This window comes from Pseudoalteromonas sp. SG44-1 (assembly GCF_014164315.1).
Taxonomy (GTDB): Bacteria; Pseudomonadota; Gammaproteobacteria; order Enterobacterales; family Alteromonadaceae; genus Pseudoalteromonas; species Pseudoalteromonas rhizosphaerae.
Window position 1 is genome coordinate 51130 of the sequence record NZ_JACJEW010000026.1, and the last position, 18434, is coordinate 69563.

The following is an 18434-nucleotide window of genomic DNA, read 5'->3' on the forward strand; positions in this document are numbered from 1 at the left end:
CAGCAGTATAAGGTTTGAGGTTAGGGCTGACACTTGGTAAGGTGTTGAGCAATTGAGTAGCGTAGAGGTAACAGTGACATTATTAATCGTTTACATGGTAGCGGCGATTACGATTTCTTTTTTATGTTCGATTATGGAAGCCGTATTATTGAGTATAACGCCTAGCTATGTTGCAGTATTACGTAAAAAAAAGCCTAAACTAGCCAAGCGTTTCGAGCACTTGAAAACCAATGTTGATCAGCCTTTAGCTGCTATTTTAACCTTAAATACGGTTGCCCATACTGCTGGAGCTGCCGGTGTAGGGGCACAAGCTGCCGTAGTTTTTTCTGATGCGGCGGTGGGAATTGCTTCGGCGATAATGACTTTGTTAGTATTAGTGTTGTCGGAAATCATTCCAAAAACTCTGGGCGCAAAGCATTGGCGAACGCTTGCTCCTATGGTGACCAAAGCATTACAGTATTTAGTTATCGCACTCAAACCTTTTGTGTGGCTTGCTGAAAAACTCACCGGTATGTTGGGTCGTAATTACAACGAAGAGTACTATATTCGCCAAGAAATTGAAGCCATGGCTGATATGGGATCGCAATCAGGTGCCTTACATCAGGAAGAGTCTGAAATCATCCGTAGTTTATTGCATTTTCGTCACGCCAAATTAGATGCGTTAATTACCCCGCGTACCGTTTTGTTTAAAGTACATAAAGATTTAACCGTAAATCAATATTTGGCTGAGCATGGTTCAGCGTCGTTTTCTCGGGTGTTGGTATATGATAAAAATGGTGATGATATTATCGGTTTTGTGCATAAAAACGATATTATGCTGGCGTATCATAGGTTGGGTGAAAACTATAAAATCAGTAAGTTGATAAAACCTATTTATACTGTGCCAGAGACTTTATACGTACCTACTTTATTGCATACTTTGCTAGCTGAGCGTACTCATATTTGTTTAGTGATAGATGAATATGGTGATGTGCAGGGGATTGTGACACTCGAAGATATGATCGAAGCGTTAATGGGCTTTGAAATAGTCGATGAGCATGATCAATCAGCTAATATGCAGGCAGTTGCTAAGCAACGCTGGCGTCAGCGCTTGGAAAGTAGCAATAAATTGTTAAGTACTGAGAATACCATGGCGAAACGAAAAAATTAACGTCGGCTATGACTATTTAATGAAACCATATGTAGCCATGATTGCGCCCAACGAATAAATTCAGTTTTGCCTTTTGGGCGACTGATCAAAAAGCCCTGCATTAAGATGTGCTCTTTAAAACGATCTAAGTATTCAAGCTCTTCAACGCGCTCAATGCCTTCAGCGACAATTGTTAAGTCATCTTGAATGGCTATATTTACTAAGCTACTAACAATGACTTGAGAAAATAAATCACTTTCAATATTACTGATCAAGGTACGATCTATTTTCACCTCAGTAAAAGGCAATGTTTTTAATTGCTGTACATTGGTAAAGCCGGTGCCAAAATCATCAAGAGAAATGCCAAAACCGCGCATTCGTAAACGGTTTAGAGTTTCTAGCTGTGCAGAACTGGATAAAGCATGCTGTTCTGTGATCTCTAAAATAATCTCACTTGGGGTCAGTTGATTAAGATGTAAAATTAAAGCCAGCTTATCCGGGCAGCTTAAATCTTCTAGCTGGCAGGGGGACAAATTAAAAGCCAGTTTAAGTTTGTAGCCTAAACGAGTTTTTATTTCTGAGAAATCGCCTGTTGCCTTTTCAAACAACTGAAACGTGATCAGATTAATTAAATCTAAATCTTCAGCAACACAAATAAACCGTTCAGGTAAAAATATAGCACCTTGTGCTGCGGTCACAATTCTGGCTAATACTTCTACGCTTTCAACTTTATTATTAGTACGGTTTATTTTTGGTTGATAAAACGGCGTTATCTCATTATGGCTTATCGCATGCAGTAATTGCGTTTCAGAAATTGGTTCTGTGGGCTTTTCAGTATGACAAGCTAAATACTCTAGTTTTTGTAGCAGTGTATAAACTTGGTTGAGTTGTACTGGTTTGGCGATATTACCAATTAAATGTACGTTGTTTTTACGCGCTAAATCAGCCGCTAAATCAATGATTTTTGAATTCATTTCAGAAATAATGACAATTGCCCCAGGGTAATGTAACTCGCCAAGGTGACGAATAAGCTCCATGCCATCCATGTTCGGCATATTCAGATCAGTAAATACGGCATCAAAAGCATATGGATGCGCTTTTACTTTATTGAGGGCATCTTGCGCATCTAAACAGGTTGTTACATTGGGCACATCAAGCTCATTTAAGATAGCCTGCATCACTACTAAAATAGCTTTTGAATCATCAACGACCAAAATGCTGCGTGCTAGCTTTGTCATTTTCTTCCCTGAAATAAAATTTACTCGTTAATTAAAAGTAGTCGAGAATAGCGAAGGTGTCAGCTTTATAGTTGCAAATATATTCCATAATCTAGCTAAAAAAATGGGTATACTAACGATATAATTTTTAAGATTTGAAGTGACATCATGCAAATACAGCTGACCCTTGCTGATCAACAATTTAGTTTAGTGCTCGCGGGGCAACAAATTGTAAAAATTTTTCAGCAACAACAGGCAATCGGATTTGATAATCCACGTGTTAACTATTTTGAATTTAAGCTAAATAATCAAGTGATTGGTTTAGACACCAGTACGGTCATTGAGCATAGTATAGCGCTACATATTGATAATGAATTTGTAAAACAACTGACATTACCGCCTATTGAAAAAACTAAACCTAAGCAGGGGCTGCTTGGATTATTTGCGCTCGGTTTTAAGATTTTTAAAAGTGCGAAAGTCGTCAAGGTAGTATTAGCGGGCGCCTCAGTGGCTGGTTATGCTTGGTTATTTACGTTTGAGTTTGCGCTTATGCTAATTGCTTGTTTGGTGATCCACGAGTACGGCCATGTCAGAGCAATGCAATATTTTGGTATTAAAACCAAGGGTATCTATTTAATCCCATTTGTTGGCGGGCTTGCCGTAAGCGACGATAAAATTACCACCCGCTGGCAAGATGTGGTGATTTCTTTAATGGGGCCTGCATTTGGTTTGATCACCTCCGTACTTGGTGTGGTGCTTTATTATGCCACCGAGATGGAAATATTTGCCGGGGTCGCAGTACTCAGCGCATTATTGAATTTATTTAACTTGCTGCCTATTTTACCGCTTGATGGCGGGCATGTATTAAAAAGTATTAGCTTCTCAATGCGTTCATGGGTTGGTTTAAGTATTTGTATTTTAGGCGTGTTATTTGGCTTATGGCTAAGCTACACCTTTGGTTTAATGCTATTAGTGTTTTTCTTATTTATCGGTGCACTGGAAATCGCCTTTGAATGGCGCGGCCGCCACTATTCGCATTTACTGCCACTAGATAAATACGGGCAAGGTTTTTCAGCGGTAATGTATGCACTCGTCGTTGCAGGACACGTCGGGGTGATGATGCACTTTGCTGACTCTGAAAACGCAATTTTAAGCCTGCCAATGAAAATTCTATCGAGTTAACAAATTTAAATAGCGTGAGGTGTTACTCACGCTGTATTTTTGCAGCAAGCGTTACGGATAAAAACTCAACATCAATGATATAAACACGCCGGTTATAATTAGCTGCACTAAACAAAAGCCCATAATGTCTTTGGCTTTTAGGCCGGCAATTGCCAATACCGGTAAAGCCCAGAATGGCTGAATAAGATTAGTCCACGCATCCCCCCACGCTACTGCCATCGCGACGCGCGGCATATCTGCACCCAGAGCTTGTGCTGCGGGTATCACTATAGGCGCTTGTACAGCCCATTGGCCGCCACCTGAGGGCACAAATATATTTACTAAGCCAGCACTTAAAAAGCTCCAAAATGGCAATGATTGTGCACTGGCGATGGCGATAAATCCTTGTGATATCTGCTGCGCCAAACCCGTTTGTACCATGATTGCCATGATCCCTGCATAAAATGGAAACTGGATAATAATCCCTGCGCCGCTGGGGACTGCTTGCTGCAGGCTATTAAGTAAATTATACGGCGTTTGATGCAGTAAAATCGCAGAAAATAAAAACAGTGCAATCACACTGTTTAAATTAAGTGAGCCGCCACTAAACACAAAATAATTAGCTAAATAAACTAGCCCAAGTACTCCAATGCCTAGTCCTAATAACTTACTGTGTTCAATTTTATCGGCAGGGCGACTAACATTGTAGGGCTTAGGTATCGGTTCTGCTAATAGCGTTTTATCAACATAAATGCTGTCTTTTGCGCTGGGTAACATATAACGATTAACCAGTGGCATAATGATAAATAAGCCAATAACTATAGCTATATTAAATCCTGAAAACAGTGTTTCGCTGGTGTTTATCACACCAATGCTTTGCTGTGCAAAATGCTCTGACGTTGCGATAGTTAAAGGAATTGAGCCTGCCAAGCCACCATGCCAAACAATAAAGCCAGAATACGCACTGGCAACCAGTAAGCGATAATCAACGAGTGTGTGGCGGGCAATGGCTTTGGCAAATAAAGCGCCAATAACTAAGCCAAATCCCCAGTTAATCCAACTGGCGAGTAATGATACAAAAGTCACTAATAAAATAGCTTTTGGCGCAGTATTGGCAAGTTTTGCTAATTGCGTGAGCAGTCGGCTCATCATCGGTGTACTTGCCAGCATATATCCGGTGAGTAATACCAACAGCATCTGCATGGCAAAACTCAGTAAGTTCCAAAAACCACTGCCCCACGCGCTCAGCACTTGTTGTGGGTTTGAAGGTGTCACTACACACGCAATTATAAAGGTAAGTAGTGTGAGTAAAATAACAAAAATAAAGGGATCGGGTAGGTAACGTTCCACTAATTTAGTGAACGGTTTGGCAACATGATTTAGCATAATGATTGTGTGTTTTGATTATTGCTACATATTGCCAATTAATCACGAAAGCGTTTAATTGGCAAATAGAGTTGTAGTCGTGGTGTTAAATCGCGTATTTCTTCGTCATTATAACAAACGTTAATTCAAGCACTAGCGTGGCATTAGCCACGCTTAGATACAGTGCTATTTCTGTGGTGCGAGGACCGCTTTTAAACGTGTTTGTACTTCTTCTACGAGTAAATCTGGTTGAAATTTAGATAAAAACGCATTGCAACCCACTTTCTCGACCATGGCTTGGTTAAAGCTGCCACTGAGGGATGTGTTAAGTACCACATGCAGATTTTTTAAGCGGTTATCGTTACGTATCTCGTGCGTTAAGCGATAACCATCCATTGCTGGCATTTCTGCATCGGTGATCACCATCAGTAACTCTTTTTCTACGTCCATGCCTTTATCAGCCCAGGCTTTAAGCATATTGAGTGCTTCAAGACCATTACTCGCTGGGATAATCTCAATACCCAACTGCGTTAATGTATCGCTCACTTGCTTTCGTGCTGTAGGTGAGTCGTCTGCATGGAGTATTTTTCGGCCAACAAATTCGTTTACGATACTTTGGTCAAGTACCTCATCAGAGATTTGCACTTCGTACTCAATAATCTCTGCTAGTACTTTTTCTACATCAATGATCTCTACTAACTGCTCTTGACCATCACGTTGAATTTTAGTGAGCGCAGTTAGATAATGATTTTTACCGATAGAGGAAGGCGGTGGCATTATATCTGACCATGTCATATTAACGATTTGATCAACCTTACCAATTAAAAACCCTTGTACTGTACGATTGTATTCAGTGATCACTAAGTTACTATCTTCAGTATTCTTAGCCGCAGACATGCAAATCGCTTGGCGTAAATCAATAACAGGGATTGATTCACCACGAATATTGGCCACGCCTGATATTTTAGGATGGGCATGTGGAATGATACTAAGATGCGGCAGTTTCACTACTTCTTTAACTTTAAAGACATTAAGAGCAAACAAGTGACGACTGTGCAAATAAAACAATAATAACTCTAAGCGATTTTCACCAACGAGTTGAGTTCGTTGATCAACAGAAGCTAATACACCTGACATAACACGCTCGACTTTATAATTAATAATTCAAGTATAGCTTACACTGTTCTACTTTAAAAAAGCAGTCTAGATAATAATCTTGATCCTCAAAGGTATTTCAAGCATTGCCTTCATTTCAGCATTACAGTAACTTATCGGATAATTGATAGCTGAATAACCAAGTGTGGGCATGCCTTTTATATTTAAACGATTATTTTTACTAGTCAGAAATCATATTGATCAGGTTAGTTGGCAAGCTGTCGCTATTGCGACATTATTACATATGGTCTTGATCTGGTTGTTGTTAATCTTCGCAGGAGAAGCCGCACTAAGGCCCGTTAGCACCTTTGTTTATTACTATATCGTTACTACCTCAACGGTAGGATATGGTGATTTTAGTGCAACTACAGATCTGGGTAGATGGATTGTGGCGATACTGCAAATTCCATTTGGTTTAGCTTTATTTGGTGTTCTGTTAGGTAAAACAGGGCAAACAGTTACTTATTTAATTAGGCGCGCTATGACGGGTGATAAAAGTTTTGCACATTTTCACAATCACATTATTATTTTTGGCTGGCATCAAATTCGTACTAAAAAAATGATTGATTATATTCTCGCTGACCAAAAGCGTTTGGATCGACGAATTTTGCTTGCGGTCACAGAGTCAATGGAGCATCCATTTTTAGCTAATGCCCATGTTGATTTTGTACGCTTAACTAGTTTTACAGATTTAAGCGAGCTGGAAAGGGTCGCAATTAAACTGGCAGATAAAATTATTATTGACGGGCAAGACGACGACGAAACTTTTACCACCGCCCTGCGCATTAGTAAATTAGTGAAAGATGACTGCCATATTAGTGCGCACTTTAACGATGAGAGTAAAGTCGAAATGCTACTAGAACATTGTTACAACGTGGAATGTTCAACGGCTAAGTCAGCCGAAATTCTAGTACGTTCAATGCAAGACCCCGGCTCAAGTCGTGTACAAGAGGAATTATTATCTACTTTGCATGGTGATACCCAGTTTAGTTTAGCTATTCCTGCTGATTTAGCGGTAATGGAATTTGGTAAATTATTTCATCATTTTAAACACGACCATGATGCTATTTTACTTGGTGTTGCTCACAACTTGAGTGCGCAAAATATGGATTTAAATCCACCACTGGATTATCCGGTTAACAGTGGTGATATTTTACATTACATCGCGGTTGATCGTGTTTTAAGCAGCGAAGTCGATTGGCAGGGGCTTGCTAAGTAATGAATGAAGTGGCGTTTTTAATTCTACTTTTGAGTGCTTATATTTTACCTGTGGTAATTGTGCTTAACAGTAAGCGCACGCAAGGTCATGAAAAAAATGGCTGGTTAATCGGCATTATCCTTTTCTCCTGGCTTGCACTGGTGATGTATTTTACGATAGTGCCCAAGCACGGGCACAAAAAGAAAACTACCAAGAAAAAGAAAGGCTAAAATTGAGTTGTCAGTTTACATATAAATTTGCCAACCGTGCTTGATTAAACAAGCACGGTTTTTTATTTTAACTGTTTTAGTTTGTGCTCCACTAAAGGATCATCAGGGGCAAGTTGCTGAGCAACTTCCAGCAGCTGAATGGCATCCTTAGGGTGTTTATCTTGGTGCTTTAGCGCGACATCAATCAATGGTTGAATATCAATTTTTGCTTGATGCTCTTGCACATGCGCTGCTTTTTCATCAATTAGTATGTTGTGCGCTTTGCTTAATAATACTTGGCGGTGTGCCGATTTAGCATTCGCCTTGTTGAGCCTTCTATAATAGTCTTCTTTAAAGCGCAGGGTTTTGGTTTGTAGGCGAAATTGCGCAATATCGACTTGTTGATGGCTAATAAAGTCGACGGCCACTTGTTTATAAAAGCCAAATTTATTTAGGTAGGTGGCATGGGTACTGTGACCCATACCAAACACGCGTAAGTGGGTTAGTTGCGAATAGCGCTTAGCATGGCCACGGTCAATACGATTGGTCGGGTCGTAAATTATATAGCCTTTAGCATTGCCTAAATCGAGATCGTGGTAATCTTGCTCCCAATCGAATTGTTGTGCTATATCGGTACTTGAGCGGTCATCCCAAGGAGCAAGTGCTTTATTTTTGGTGCTAACAGGGTGAAATAACAGTACCTTATCTAGCTTTAGTAAATTAGCAAATGCACCCACAGCAAAGCCACCTCGGCTTAAGCCGTAGCCTAATCTCTGGGTAAAGGGTGTTAGCAAGGGAGCGAGTTGCTCGAGGAAAAACAGTAAATTACGGTGTCTAAACCAATTACTTATTCCTAAGTGCTGAAAAGAAATAACATTCACATGTTGTTTTTGCGCTAGTTGAAATCCCCAAGGGCTAAAATCATCATTGAGATCATGCTCTTGGTAATTAGTACCTGCAGGAGAAAAGGTGAACAATAAAGGCTTATTTATATCAATAAAGTGATACTTAACAAAAACATCGCCAAGTAAATCGCCTCCAGAGATAGGTAATCTGGTTTGCTGTTCATCTTGAGGTAGAGTTAACCACTCATCTAACCAATACAGTAATTTCATCTAACCCCCTAACTAAAACAAGCCAACTATTTTAGCAAATTTGGAAAAAGAAGGAAAACGTGATGTATTAGCAGCAAATTATTGTTGTTACTCTGCCATTTTTATAATTGCTTGCCAATCCGCTTTAGTCACTGGCATTACCGATAATCGACCACCTTTTTTTAGAGCTATTTCGGTGATGGCGTCGTTTTCTTTAATCGCTTTTAAGCTGACTAATTTATTTAAATGCTGCTGATAGGTTACATCAACCACAACCCATCTCGGTTTATCACAGGTTGATTTAGGATCGTAATAATCACTGCTTAAATCAAACTGGCAAGGATCTGGGTAGGCTTCAGCAGTCACTATTGCGATACCTGCAACGCCGACGTGTTTACAGCTAGAATGGTAAATCATTACTAAATCGCCGAGCTTTACGCCCTCGCGCATAAAATTACGGGCTTGGTAGTTGCGCACACCTTCCCATGCAGTGGTTTGTGCAGGGGCGCTTTTTAAATCGTCGATTGAAAATGCATCGGGTTCAGTTTTAAATAACCAATACGCCATAACTAGGATCCTTGAAATATTTACATCATACTTGTCTATAGTATCATTAAAATCTAAATGGGATTGAGGAGCAACTATGAGCCAAGTTTTAGATGATTTATTGTCGTTATTAACGTTAGAAGAAATAGAGCAGGGCTTGTATCGAGGGCAAAGCCAAGATTTGGGTTTTCGTGCGGTATTTGGTGGTCAAGTCATGGGCCAAGCACTGTCTGCAGCTAAAGAAACCTTACCGGAAGGCCGTATTGTTCATTCACTGCATTCTTATTTTTTACGCCCTGGTGATGCTGCAAAGCCAATTGTGTACGATGTTGAAACGATCCGTGATGGTAAGAGCTTTAGTACTCGCCGAGTTAGTGCTATTCAATATGGAAAACCTATTTTTTATATGACGGCATCATTTCAAGGTGCTGAAGATGGCTTGTCGCATCAAGCTACTATGCCGGATGTACCTGCTCCTGAGGAGCTGCGCTCATCACTGGAGTTTTATCAAGAGCACGCATCTCATATACCTGAGGTGATCCGCAATAAGTTTATTCGCGAAATGCCGATTGAAATGCGTCCGGTCACCTTTCATAACCCATTTAAGCCAGAGGTAATGGAGCCGGTTAAACATATTTGGTTCAAAGCCAATGGCGAGATGCCAGATGATCAACGTATTCATAACTATTTATTGGCGTATGCGTCTGACTTTGAGTTTTTACCAACGGCTCTACAGCCCCATGGTGTCTCGTTTATGCAGCCAAACATGCAAGTAGCAACAATTGACCATGCGATGTGGTTTCATCGTCCGTTTCGAATGGATGATTGGATCTTATATACCATTGATAGCCCAAGTGCGAGCTCAGGGCGGGGGTTGGTGCGTGGTCAGTTCTTTGACCGTCAAGGCAATTTAGTTGCCTCAACGATCCAAGAAGGTGTAATGCGTCAGCGTTAATATGCCGCTTGCAGTTATTTTTGCTTACATTGTCCTTGCATAATATCACTAATTGACTGCCAGACTCGCGCTGGCAGCAAGGCTTTAAGATGAATATACACTTCACAAAGTTCAGTACTGCCCTGTAAGCCATTCTCGGTTTCGCTAATTAAATTTTGTTCGCGCAAGTTGCTAATAAAGCCTACCAATACTTTTTTGTCAAAAAACTCAGGAGTCTTAATACCATGCAAGGTACCTAAGCGCTGCGCTAATACTTGGCTTTCGCGTTCAAGTTCTGCGCGTTCAATTTCTTTACTGGTTTGAATAAAGCCAATCACAATGGCGTAGCGTTGCAGGGTTAAGCTAAGCGCACGACCTAGAATTTCCAGCTTGGCTAAGCAATCATTACTGTTGGTGATTTTTATGTTATCACCATCAATTTCTATTAAATCTTGATCTACAAAGCTGGCCAGTATGCGGGTGATATAATTTTCATCAAGTTCGTGTAAAAACCATTCTTTAGCAAACATCGGGTAAAAACAGTTAACCAATTTTTGGCACTGCGATACTGTCGTTTTATGGCTTTTAAATATATGCAGTGCCAGTAAGCTTGGTACGGCAAACACATGAAGAATATTATTACGGTAGTAGTTAAAGAGGATTTTCTCTTTATCGTTAATCGCGATAATCTCGCCAAACTCATCGCTTATAACGTCAAATTTATTCAACTTTAAAGCATGTTCGAGTAACTGTGATGAAGTTTCATCTGGGGTGGTGATTTTTTCACTGTAACTAGCGCTACGTTGTAAATGTAAGTAAAAGTCTAGTTGTGCTAACAATTTAGGTTTGCTCAATGCTTGCTTATCATTTACCAGTAAGATCATTGCCAGTAAATTAACTGCGTTAAGCGCGGCGGCACTATTAATATTAACCATCACTTTATCCGCTAAAGTCGCCACTTGCGGACCAAGCCATTGTGGTTTTTGTACATCAGTTGGGTGAATAGATTCACGCCAATCAGGTTGATGCTCATTTAAATATTGATTAACCGAAATCGGATCGCCAAAATTCAAATAGCCGCGGCCATAGTTTTTGAGATTTTTAATGGCTTTGAAAATACCGAAAATCGACTCGCCTTTTTTATCATCACCTGCGAGTTCTTTCAGATAAGTATTTATTTCCATGACGTGTTCATAACCAATGTACACCGGCACAATCGAAATAGGGCGATCAATACCACGTAACATAGCTTGTAGTGTCATCGCCAACATACCTGTTTTTGGTGGTAGTAAACGCCCGGTACGGCTACGTCCGCCCTCAGTATAAAACTTAACTGAGTAACCTTTGATAAACAACTGACTTAAATACTCTTTAAATACAGCAGAGTAAAGCTTGTTGCCAGCAAATGAGCGGCGGATAAAAAATGCGCCACTGCGGCGGAATATGCCGCCTGCTGGGAAGAAGTTTAAGTTAATACCAGCAGCAATATGTGGCGGTACTAAACCAAGATGATAAATCGAGTAGGTAAGTAATAAGTAATCCATGTGGCTGCGATGACACGGCATATAAATAATTTCATGACCTTTATTGGTTAGATCATGGATTTGTTCGGTGTATTTTATATCAATGCCGTTGTAGAGCTTATTCCATAGCCAGGTTAATACACGATCTGCAACACGTATGGTGGCATCACTGTAGTTAGCAGCAATCTCATCTAATAGCTTTAACGCATTTTGCCGTGCTTGCTCATGGCTGATTTTTTTGCTTTTTGCTTCATCGTTAATTGCTTTTTTTATAGTCGGTGATGCTAACAATGAATTAAATAGTTGCTCGCGTGAGGGCATTTTAGGGCCCGTTGCCGCCAATTTTTGACGACGAAAATGCACCCTAGCGACGCGAAGTAATTTATGAGGTAACTCATCAACATCGGCTTTTTCATTTACTAATAACGATAAATCCAACGGTTGACTAAAGCGTATAAAGTTATCACGCCCTGAAAACAGTAATACAAAAAACTTACGAAACCAGCTAGGTGTAAGTGAGTGCGAAACCAGCGTACCTAAACCTGGTTTTTCTTTACCTGGATTACGACCCCATAAAATAGTGACCGGAATGACTTGCACGTTTTTTTCGCCACTGGTAAATAGTTGAGCAATTATTTGTTTACCCTGGTTTAGCGCGTCAGTTGGCTTCGCTTGGCTGCCAAACAGTGGTGGTGGATTTTGTAGGCCAATAAAGCGGTCTAACTCTGCATTACCCAACAGCTGTTGTTCAGTTGGTCTGGGCAGATTGTAATTTTTACAAACTCGGTCAAGAGCCGCTAAATCTGAGCGAGCATTAAGTTTAACTATATAAAAAGTAGGGTAGGCGGGATTAAGACCGTATTGTTCAATTGGGTTCTCGGGCAGTACTTTGCTTTTCACAAATAGGCGATTCATCACCATAGACACAAAATTCAAGCAATAATTAAAAATACGCATCAACTCACCAAGGTTAAGGATTAAGAGATAAAAGCAAAATAAGGATGAATAATAACAATTAAAAACTGGACTGACCATTATCATTAGTGCCAAGTCCGATTGCATGGCTTCCTAACTATAGTAAATTCCCAGTAATGACGACATAGTGACAACCCTTTTTTACAGTATAAATAATCCTCATTCTGGTAGTTTGAAATAGTTGTTGCATTTATCACCAATATCACTATAATACGCAGGCTTTCAAAATTCCCCCGGGAACTTGGAAGGAACATTAAGCTTGGATTTCAAGCTAATAAAACAGGAGTTCCGATTTGGAACTCAACGTAGATATAAATCAACAACCGGCATCTTATGTTTTTAAGATTGTTTCGGTCGTTTTTTTATGCTCTTTTAAATGCTCTTTATATTGAGGTTTAAGAATGTCAAATCAACGCATTCGTATTCGCCTAAAAGCTTTTGACCACCGTTTGATTGACCAATCAACGGCGGAAATCGTGGAAACTGCGAAACGCACTGGCGCACAAGTACGTGGTCCAATTCCACTACCTACACGCTTTGAACGTTTTACTGTACTTACATCACCGCACGTTAATAAAGATGCGCGTGATCAGTACGAGATCCGCACCCATAAACGTCTGATCGACATCGTAGAACCAACTGACAAGACTGTTGACGCACTTATGCGTTTAGATCTTGCTGCTGGTGTTGATGTTCAAATCAGCCTGGGTTAATCGAAAGATTAGAGAGGTTTTAGGAAAATGGCATTAGGTCTAGTCGGTCGTAAAGTGGGTATGACACGTATCTTCACTGAAGATGGTGTATCTATCCCTGTGACAGTTATTGAAGCGACACCTAACCGCATTGCTCAGATCAAATCTGACGCAACAGACGGTTATAACGCGCTTCAAGTAACCGCAGGCACTAAAAAAGCAAGCCGTGTAAACAAAGCAACAGCGGGTCACTTCGCTAAAGCTGGTGTTGAAGCGGGTCGCGGTCTGTGGGAATTCCGCCTAAATGGTGGTGAAGGCGATTTTGAAGTAGGCGCTGAGCTTACTGTTGAATTATTCAACGAAATCAACAAAGTTGACGTAACCGGTACTTCTAAAGGTAAAGGTTTCCAAGGTGGTGTTAAGCGCTGGAATTTCAGCATGCAAGACGCTACACATGGTAACTCTCTATCTCACCGTGCTCCTGGTTCAATCGGTCAAAACCAATCACCTGGTAAGGTGTTTAAAGGTAAGAAAATGGCCGGTCATATGGGTGCTGAGCGTGTAACGACTCAAAACTTAGAACTAGTACGCGTTGACGCTGAGCGTAACTTGCTTTTAGTTAAAGGTGCAGTACCTGGCGCTATCGGCGGTGACGTTATCGTTAAACCTGCTGTTAAAGCATAAGTCCTGGAGATTTAGTGATGGAATTAGCAATTAAAGACGCTTCTGGCGGTCTTGAAGTTTCTGAAGCTACTTTTGGACGTGAGTTTAACGAAGCATTAGTACATCAAGTAGTTGTTGCATACGCAGCAGGTGCTCGTCAAGGTACTCGTGCTCAGAAGACACGTTCTGAAGTAAGCGGTGGTGGTAAAAAACCATGGGCTCAAAAAGGTACTGGCCGTGCACGTGCTGGTACAATCCGTAGTCCAATTTGGCGTTCAGGTGGCGTTAGCTTCGCAGCTAAACCACAAGACCACAGCCAAAAAGTAAACCGTAAAATGTACCGCGGTGCGATCAAAAGCATTTTATCTGAATTAGTTCGTCAAGAGCGTTTAATCGTTGTTGAAAGTTTTGCTCTAGCAGCACCAAAAACTAAAGAACTAGTTGCTAAGCTTAAAGAACTTGAGCTTAAAGATGTTCTAATCGTAACTGAAGAAGTAGATGAGAATCTATTTTTATCGGCACGTAACCTGTACAAGGTTGACACGCGTGATGTAGCTGGTATCGACCCTGTAAGCTTAATCGCTTTCGATAAGGTACTTATTACAGCAGCTGCTGTTAAGCAACTTGAGGAGACGCTAGCATGATTCGTGAAGAACGTCTTTTAAAAGTGATCCTTGCTCCACATATCTCTGAAAAAAGCACTATTGCTGCTGAAGAAAACAACACTATCGTTTTCAAAGTAGTAAATGACGCAACTAAAGCTGAAGTTAAAGCAGCTGTAGAGAAGCTTTTTGAAGTGGAAGTAACTGGTGTTCGCACACTTAATGTTAAGGGTAAAACAAAACGTACTGGCGCACGTTTCGGTCGTCGTAGCGACTGGAAAAAAGCTTACGTTACTCTTAAAGAAGGCAGCGAACTAGACTTTGTCGGCGGCGCCGAGTAATAAGGGGAGTTAGAATTATGGCACTTCAAAAGTGTAAGCCAACTTCTGCGGGTCGTCGTCACCTAGTTAAAGTGGTAAACCCAGATCTACATAAGGGCAAGCCATACGCACCACTATTAGAGAAAAACTCTAAATCAGGTGGTCGTAATAACAATGGTCGTATTACGGTTCGTCATATCGGTGGTGGTCATAAGCAGCATTACCGTTTAATCGATTTTAAACGTACTAAAGATGGCATTCCAGCCACTGTTGAGCGTTTAGAATATGATCCAAATCGTAGCGCAAACATCGCACTTGTATTATATGCAGACGGTGAGCGTCGTTACATTATCGCACCAAAAGGCTTAAAAGCTGGTGATGCAATCCAGTCTGGTGTTGATGCACCAATCAAGCCTGGTAATGCATTACCTATGCGCAATATGCCTGTAGGTTCGACTGTTCACAACGTAGAATTAAAACCAGGTAAAGGTGCGCAAATCGCACGTTCTGCTGGTGCATACGTTCAAATCCTTGCTCGTGATGGTCAGTATGTAACATTACGTCTTCGTTCAGGCGAAGTTCGTAAAGTTGAATCAGATTGTCGTGCGACGCTAGGTGAAGTAGGCAATGCTGAGCATATGCTTCGTTCACTTGGTAAAGCAGGTGCAAATCGCTGGCGTGGTATTCGTCCGACAGTTCGTGGTGTTGCCATGAACCCGGTTGATCACCCACACGGTGGTGGTGAAGGTCGTACATCTGGTGGTCGTCATCCTGTGTCTCCATGGGGTAAGCCGACTAAAGGTGCTAAGACGCGTAAGAACAAGCGTACGGATAAATTTATAGTACGTCGTCGTACTAAGTAATATTGAGGAATAGCCATGCCACGCTCTCTCAAGAAGGGTCCTTTTATAGACCTACACTTGCTGAAGAAGGTAGAGAAAGCTTTGGAAAGCGGTGACAAGAAGCCAATTAAAACTTGGAGCCGTCGTTCAATGATCATACCTAACATGATCGGATTGACCATTGCTGTCCATAATGGTCGCCAGCATGTACCAGTTTTCGTTTCTGACGAAATGATCGGTCACAAACTAGGTGAATTTGCACCAACTCGCACTTACCGTGGCCACGCTGCGGATAAGAAAGCGAAGAAACGTTAAGAGGGGAATGATAAATGCAAGCATTAGCTAAACATAAATTCGCCTCTGGTTCGGCGCAAAAAGCACGTCTAGTTGCAGATCAGATCCGCGGGTTACCTGTCGATCGCGCACTAGAAATCCTGGCGTACAGCCCTAAGAAAGCGGCTGTATTAGTTAAGAAAGTACTTGAGTCTGCTATTGCTAACGCAGAGCATAACGAAGGTGCTGACATTGATGAGCTACGTGTAACAACGATCTTTGTGGACGATGGTCCAACAATGAAACGTATTATGCCACGTGCTAAAGGACGCGCAGACCGCATCCTTAAGCGTACAAGCCACATCACTGTTGTGGTTTCAGATAGCTAGGAGTATAAGTAATGGGACAAAAAGTTCATCCTACTGGTATTCGCCTAGGTATATCTAAACCTTGGGTTTCTACCTGGTACGCGAGTTCAAAAGATTTCTCTGCACAGCTTTTTGGCGATCACAAAGTACGTACATTCCTTACTAAGGAATTGAAAGCGGCTTCTGTGTCTAAAATCGTTATTGAGCGTCCAGCAAAATCAATCCGCGTAACAATTCACACGGCTCGTCCGGGTGTTGTTATCGGTAAAAAAGGCGAAGACGTAGAAAAATTACGTCAAGCGGTAACTAAGATTGCTGGTGTACCTGCTCAGATCAATATTTCTGAAGTACGTAAACCAGAACTAGATGCACAACTAGTAGCAGACGGCATTGCCTCTCAACTAGAGCGTCGTGTTATGTTCCGTCGCGCTATGAAGCGTTCGGTACAAAATGCAATGCGCATCGGTTCTAAAGGGATCAAAGTTGAAGTTAGCGGTCGTCTTGGCGGCGCAGAAATCGCACGTTCAGAATGGTATCGTGAAGGTCGTGTACCTCTACATACTCTTCGTGCTGATATCGACTACGCAACTTCTGAAGCCTTAACCACTTATGGTATCATTGGTGTTAAAGTTTGGATCTTCAAAGGCGAAGTTATTGGTGGTTTACCACTAGTACAAGAGCAAGAGAAGCCAGCTAAACGCGCACCAAAGAAAGCCAAAAAAAGTGCTAAGTAGAGGTAGCGAGTAATGTTACAGCCAAAACGTACAAAATTCCGTAAAATGCACAAAGGCCGCAACCGTGGTTTAGCGCAAAACGGTAACAAAGTAAGCTTCGGTACTTTCGGTTTGAAAGCTACTGGCCGTGGCCGCATGACTGCTCGTCAAATCGAAGCAGCTCGTCGTGCCATGACACGTCACGTGAAACGTCAAGGTAAAATCTGGATCCGTGTCTTCCCTGACAAACCGATCACAGAAAAGCCTCTTGAAGTTCGTATGGGTAAAGGTAAAGGTTCTGTTGAATATTGGGTTGCTGAAATTCAGCCTGGTAAAGTACTTTACGAAATGGAAGGTGTTTCTGAAGAGCTTGCTCGTGAAGCATTCGACCTTGCTGCTCGTAAACTGCCATTCAAAACAACTTTCGTAACTCGGACGGTAATGTGATGAAAGCAAGCGAACTAAAAGATAAAAGCGTAGAAGAGCTTAATGCTGAACTTCTAGGTCTTCTTCGTGAGCAGTTTAACCTGCGCATGCAAGCAAGCACCGGTCAGTTAGCTCAAACTCACACGCTAAGAACAGTACGTCGCGATATCGCGCGTGTAAAAACAGTTATTAACCAGAAGGCAGGTCAATAATGAGTGATAAAATTCGTACTCTTCAAGGCACTGTAATCAGCGACAAGATGGAAAAATCTTTCACTATCGCTATCGCACGTTACGTGAAGCACCCAATCTATGGGAAATTCATCAAACGTACGACTAAATTACACGTACATGACGAAAATAACACAGCAAAAGCGGGTGACGTTGTTACTATCCGTGAATGCGCTCCAATCTCTAAGACTAAGTCTTGGACATTAGTAGACGTTATTTCTAGTCCAAAACAAGCTTAATTTTTAATTAAGTCTGTTTTATAAAAAGCCCCGGCATTAGCTGGGGCTTTTTGTTTTTAAAAAGCTATAAGCGGTAAGTTTTAAGCCGTAAGCCGCTCGGAGTGAAGTTGAACGCCTGAGTCTATTGAGGGCCTTGAAGAAAAGAACGTCACGAATATGCAGGTATAAAAATTCATACTACAGAAAAGCACTTCGCTAAATTTCCCTCATAAAAAACTACTTGACCTTAACCTAGCTCCAGCTTTTATGCTGTATTTTTTCACTCTGATTAAATGCTATGTGTCCGATTCAAAATTACCTTTTAAGCCTAGGCCTTACCGAATATAGACAATCTATTTTGCAAATTGTGAAGATTGCAGAAGCGGTGGATCACTCAATTGCAAATAACAGTGAATTTGCAACTGCTGCGTTAGCATGGGTTGAGCAACAAAAAAGATGCCCAACAATGACAAACAAAAGAGCATTAATTATATTCTTACTGCATAAATTGGGTTATAAAATTAGAGAGCAAAACAGCCTTTGCAAGTGCAAAGGCTGATGTTTTTCTGCGCTGACCGCTG

Annotated in this window: 22 protein-coding genes; 16 read left to right on the forward strand and 6 right to left on the reverse strand. The window is 41.2% G+C overall.

Annotated features, from left to right (window positions below; genetic code table 11):
• The first annotated feature begins 73 nt into the window (after window positions 1–73).
• The gene (locus tag H5187_RS13280; RefSeq protein ID WP_182797939.1) at window positions 74–1150 is read left to right on the forward strand and encodes a CNNM domain-containing protein; all 1077 of its coding nucleotides are present in this window, start codon (window positions 74–76) and stop codon (window positions 1148–1150) included.
• Here H5187_RS13280 and H5187_RS13285 read toward each other — a convergent pair.
• Window positions 1147–2367, reverse strand: a complete 1221-nt coding sequence (locus H5187_RS13285; RefSeq protein ID WP_149980438.1) for an EAL domain-containing protein — start codon at window positions 2365–2367, stop codon at window positions 1147–1149. The genes H5187_RS13280 and H5187_RS13285 overlap by 4 nt on opposite strands.
• A 144-nt stretch (window positions 2368–2511) precedes the next feature.
• On the opposite strand from H5187_RS13285, the gene H5187_RS13290 reads away from it, so the two are divergent.
• Window positions 2512–3528, forward strand: a complete 1017-nt coding sequence (locus H5187_RS13290; protein WP_182797940.1) for a metalloprotease — start codon at window positions 2512–2514, stop codon at window positions 3526–3528.
• A gap of 51 nt (window positions 3529–3579) precedes the next feature.
• On the opposite strand, the gene H5187_RS13295 is transcribed toward H5187_RS13290, so the two are convergent.
• Both H5187_RS13295 and H5187_RS13300 read right to left on the reverse strand, forming a co-directional pair.
• Window positions 3580–4893 carry a short-chain fatty acid transporter gene (locus tag H5187_RS13295; RefSeq protein WP_182797937.1) on the reverse strand — a complete coding sequence of 438 codons (1314 nt, stop codon included), beginning with the start codon at window positions 4891–4893 and terminating at the stop codon, window positions 3580–3582.
• Between the two features lie 165 nt (window positions 4894–5058).
• Window positions 5059–6009: a chemotaxis protein CheV gene (locus H5187_RS13300; RefSeq protein WP_149980441.1), complete on the reverse strand. Its 951-nt coding sequence runs from the start codon at window positions 6007–6009 to the stop codon at window positions 5059–5061.
• Window positions 6010–6178: 169 nt separating this feature from the next.
• On the opposite strand from H5187_RS13300, the gene H5187_RS13305 reads away from it, so the two are divergent.
• Window positions 6179–7246, forward strand: a complete 1068-nt coding sequence (locus tag H5187_RS13305) for a potassium channel family protein (RefSeq protein WP_182718559.1) — start codon at window positions 6179–6181, stop codon at window positions 7244–7246.
• Entirely contained in the window at window positions 7246–7455 is a 210-nt protein-coding gene (locus H5187_RS13310) for a hypothetical protein (RefSeq protein ID WP_182783901.1), read from the forward strand. Before H5187_RS13305 ends, H5187_RS13310 begins: the two co-directional genes overlap by 1 nt.
• Window positions 7456–7517: 62 nt before the next feature.
• On the opposite strand, the gene H5187_RS13315 is transcribed toward H5187_RS13310, so the two are convergent.
• Window positions 7518–8549, reverse strand: a complete 1032-nt coding sequence (locus tag H5187_RS13315) for a cytosolic protein (protein WP_182783903.1) — start codon at window positions 8547–8549, stop codon at window positions 7518–7520.
• An 87-nt stretch (window positions 8550–8636) separates the two neighbouring features.
• Window positions 8637–9095, reverse strand: a complete 459-nt coding sequence (locus H5187_RS13320; protein WP_182718560.1) for an EVE domain-containing protein — start codon at window positions 9093–9095, stop codon at window positions 8637–8639.
• Between the two features lie 76 nt (window positions 9096–9171).
• On the opposite strand from H5187_RS13320, the gene tesB reads away from it, so the two are divergent.
• Window positions 9172–10029 (forward strand): acyl-CoA thioesterase II, encoded by an 858-nt coding sequence (tesB, locus tag H5187_RS13325; protein ID WP_145237887.1) that lies wholly within the window; start codon window positions 9172–9174, stop codon window positions 10027–10029.
• 14 nt (window positions 10030–10043) lie between these two features.
• Here tesB and plsB read toward each other — a convergent pair whose 3' ends face one another.
• Entirely contained in the window at window positions 10044–12488 is a 2445-nt protein-coding gene (gene plsB / locus H5187_RS13330) for a glycerol-3-phosphate 1-O-acyltransferase PlsB (protein ID WP_182797938.1), read from the reverse strand.
• 419 nt (window positions 12489–12907) lie between these two features.
• On the opposite strand from plsB, the gene rpsJ reads away from it, so the two are divergent.
• From rpsJ to rpsQ, 11 genes are read left to right on the forward strand one after another with little or no spacing between them, the layout of a single operon-like run.
• Window positions 12908–13219 carry a 30S ribosomal protein S10 gene (gene rpsJ, locus H5187_RS13335; protein WP_002957900.1) on the forward strand — a complete coding sequence of 104 codons (312 nt, stop codon included), beginning with the start codon at window positions 12908–12910 and terminating at the stop codon, window positions 13217–13219.
• Window positions 13220–13246: 27 nt separating this feature from the next.
• On the forward strand, window positions 13247–13882 hold the full coding sequence (gene rplC, locus H5187_RS13340; RefSeq protein WP_054206125.1) for a 50S ribosomal protein L3: 636 nt from the start codon (window positions 13247–13249) through the stop codon (window positions 13880–13882).
• Between the two features lie 17 nt (window positions 13883–13899).
• Entirely contained in the window at window positions 13900–14505 is a 606-nt protein-coding gene (rplD, locus tag H5187_RS13345; protein WP_054206126.1) for a 50S ribosomal protein L4, read from the forward strand.
• Window positions 14502–14804: a 50S ribosomal protein L23 gene (gene rplW, locus H5187_RS13350; RefSeq protein WP_054206127.1), complete on the forward strand. Its 303-nt coding sequence runs from the start codon at window positions 14502–14504 to the stop codon at window positions 14802–14804. The genes rplD and rplW overlap by 4 nt, the downstream gene beginning before the upstream one ends.
• A 17-nt stretch (window positions 14805–14821) precedes the next feature.
• Window positions 14822–15646 (forward strand): 50S ribosomal protein L2, encoded by an 825-nt coding sequence (gene rplB, locus H5187_RS13355; protein WP_007376192.1) that lies wholly within the window; start codon window positions 14822–14824, stop codon window positions 15644–15646.
• Between the two features lie 15 nt (window positions 15647–15661).
• Complete coding sequence (rpsS, locus tag H5187_RS13360) at window positions 15662–15940, forward strand: 30S ribosomal protein S19 (RefSeq protein ID WP_010561269.1); 279 nt, start codon at window positions 15662–15664, stop codon at window positions 15938–15940.
• Window positions 15941–15954: 14 nt separating this feature from the next.
• Window positions 15955–16287, forward strand: coding sequence for a 50S ribosomal protein L22 (gene rplV, locus H5187_RS13365; RefSeq protein ID WP_004588690.1), 333 nt, complete (start codon window positions 15955–15957; stop codon window positions 16285–16287).
• Window positions 16288–16298: 11 nt separating this feature from the next.
• On the forward strand, window positions 16299–17000 hold the full coding sequence (gene rpsC, locus H5187_RS13370; protein ID WP_054206128.1) for a 30S ribosomal protein S3: 702 nt from the start codon (window positions 16299–16301) through the stop codon (window positions 16998–17000).
• A gap of 12 nt (window positions 17001–17012) precedes the next feature.
• Window positions 17013–17426: a 50S ribosomal protein L16 gene (gene rplP / locus H5187_RS13375; protein WP_002957890.1), complete on the forward strand. Its 414-nt coding sequence runs from the start codon at window positions 17013–17015 to the stop codon at window positions 17424–17426.
• Entirely contained in the window at window positions 17426–17617 is a 192-nt protein-coding gene (gene rpmC, locus H5187_RS13380) for a 50S ribosomal protein L29 (RefSeq protein ID WP_054552371.1), read from the forward strand. Before rplP ends, rpmC begins: the two co-directional genes overlap by 1 nt.
• On the forward strand, window positions 17617–17874 hold the full coding sequence (rpsQ, locus tag H5187_RS13385) for a 30S ribosomal protein S17 (protein WP_016709053.1): 258 nt from the start codon (window positions 17617–17619) through the stop codon (window positions 17872–17874). The genes rpmC and rpsQ overlap by 1 nt, the downstream gene beginning before the upstream one ends.
• Window positions 17875–18434 lie beyond the last annotated feature (560 nt).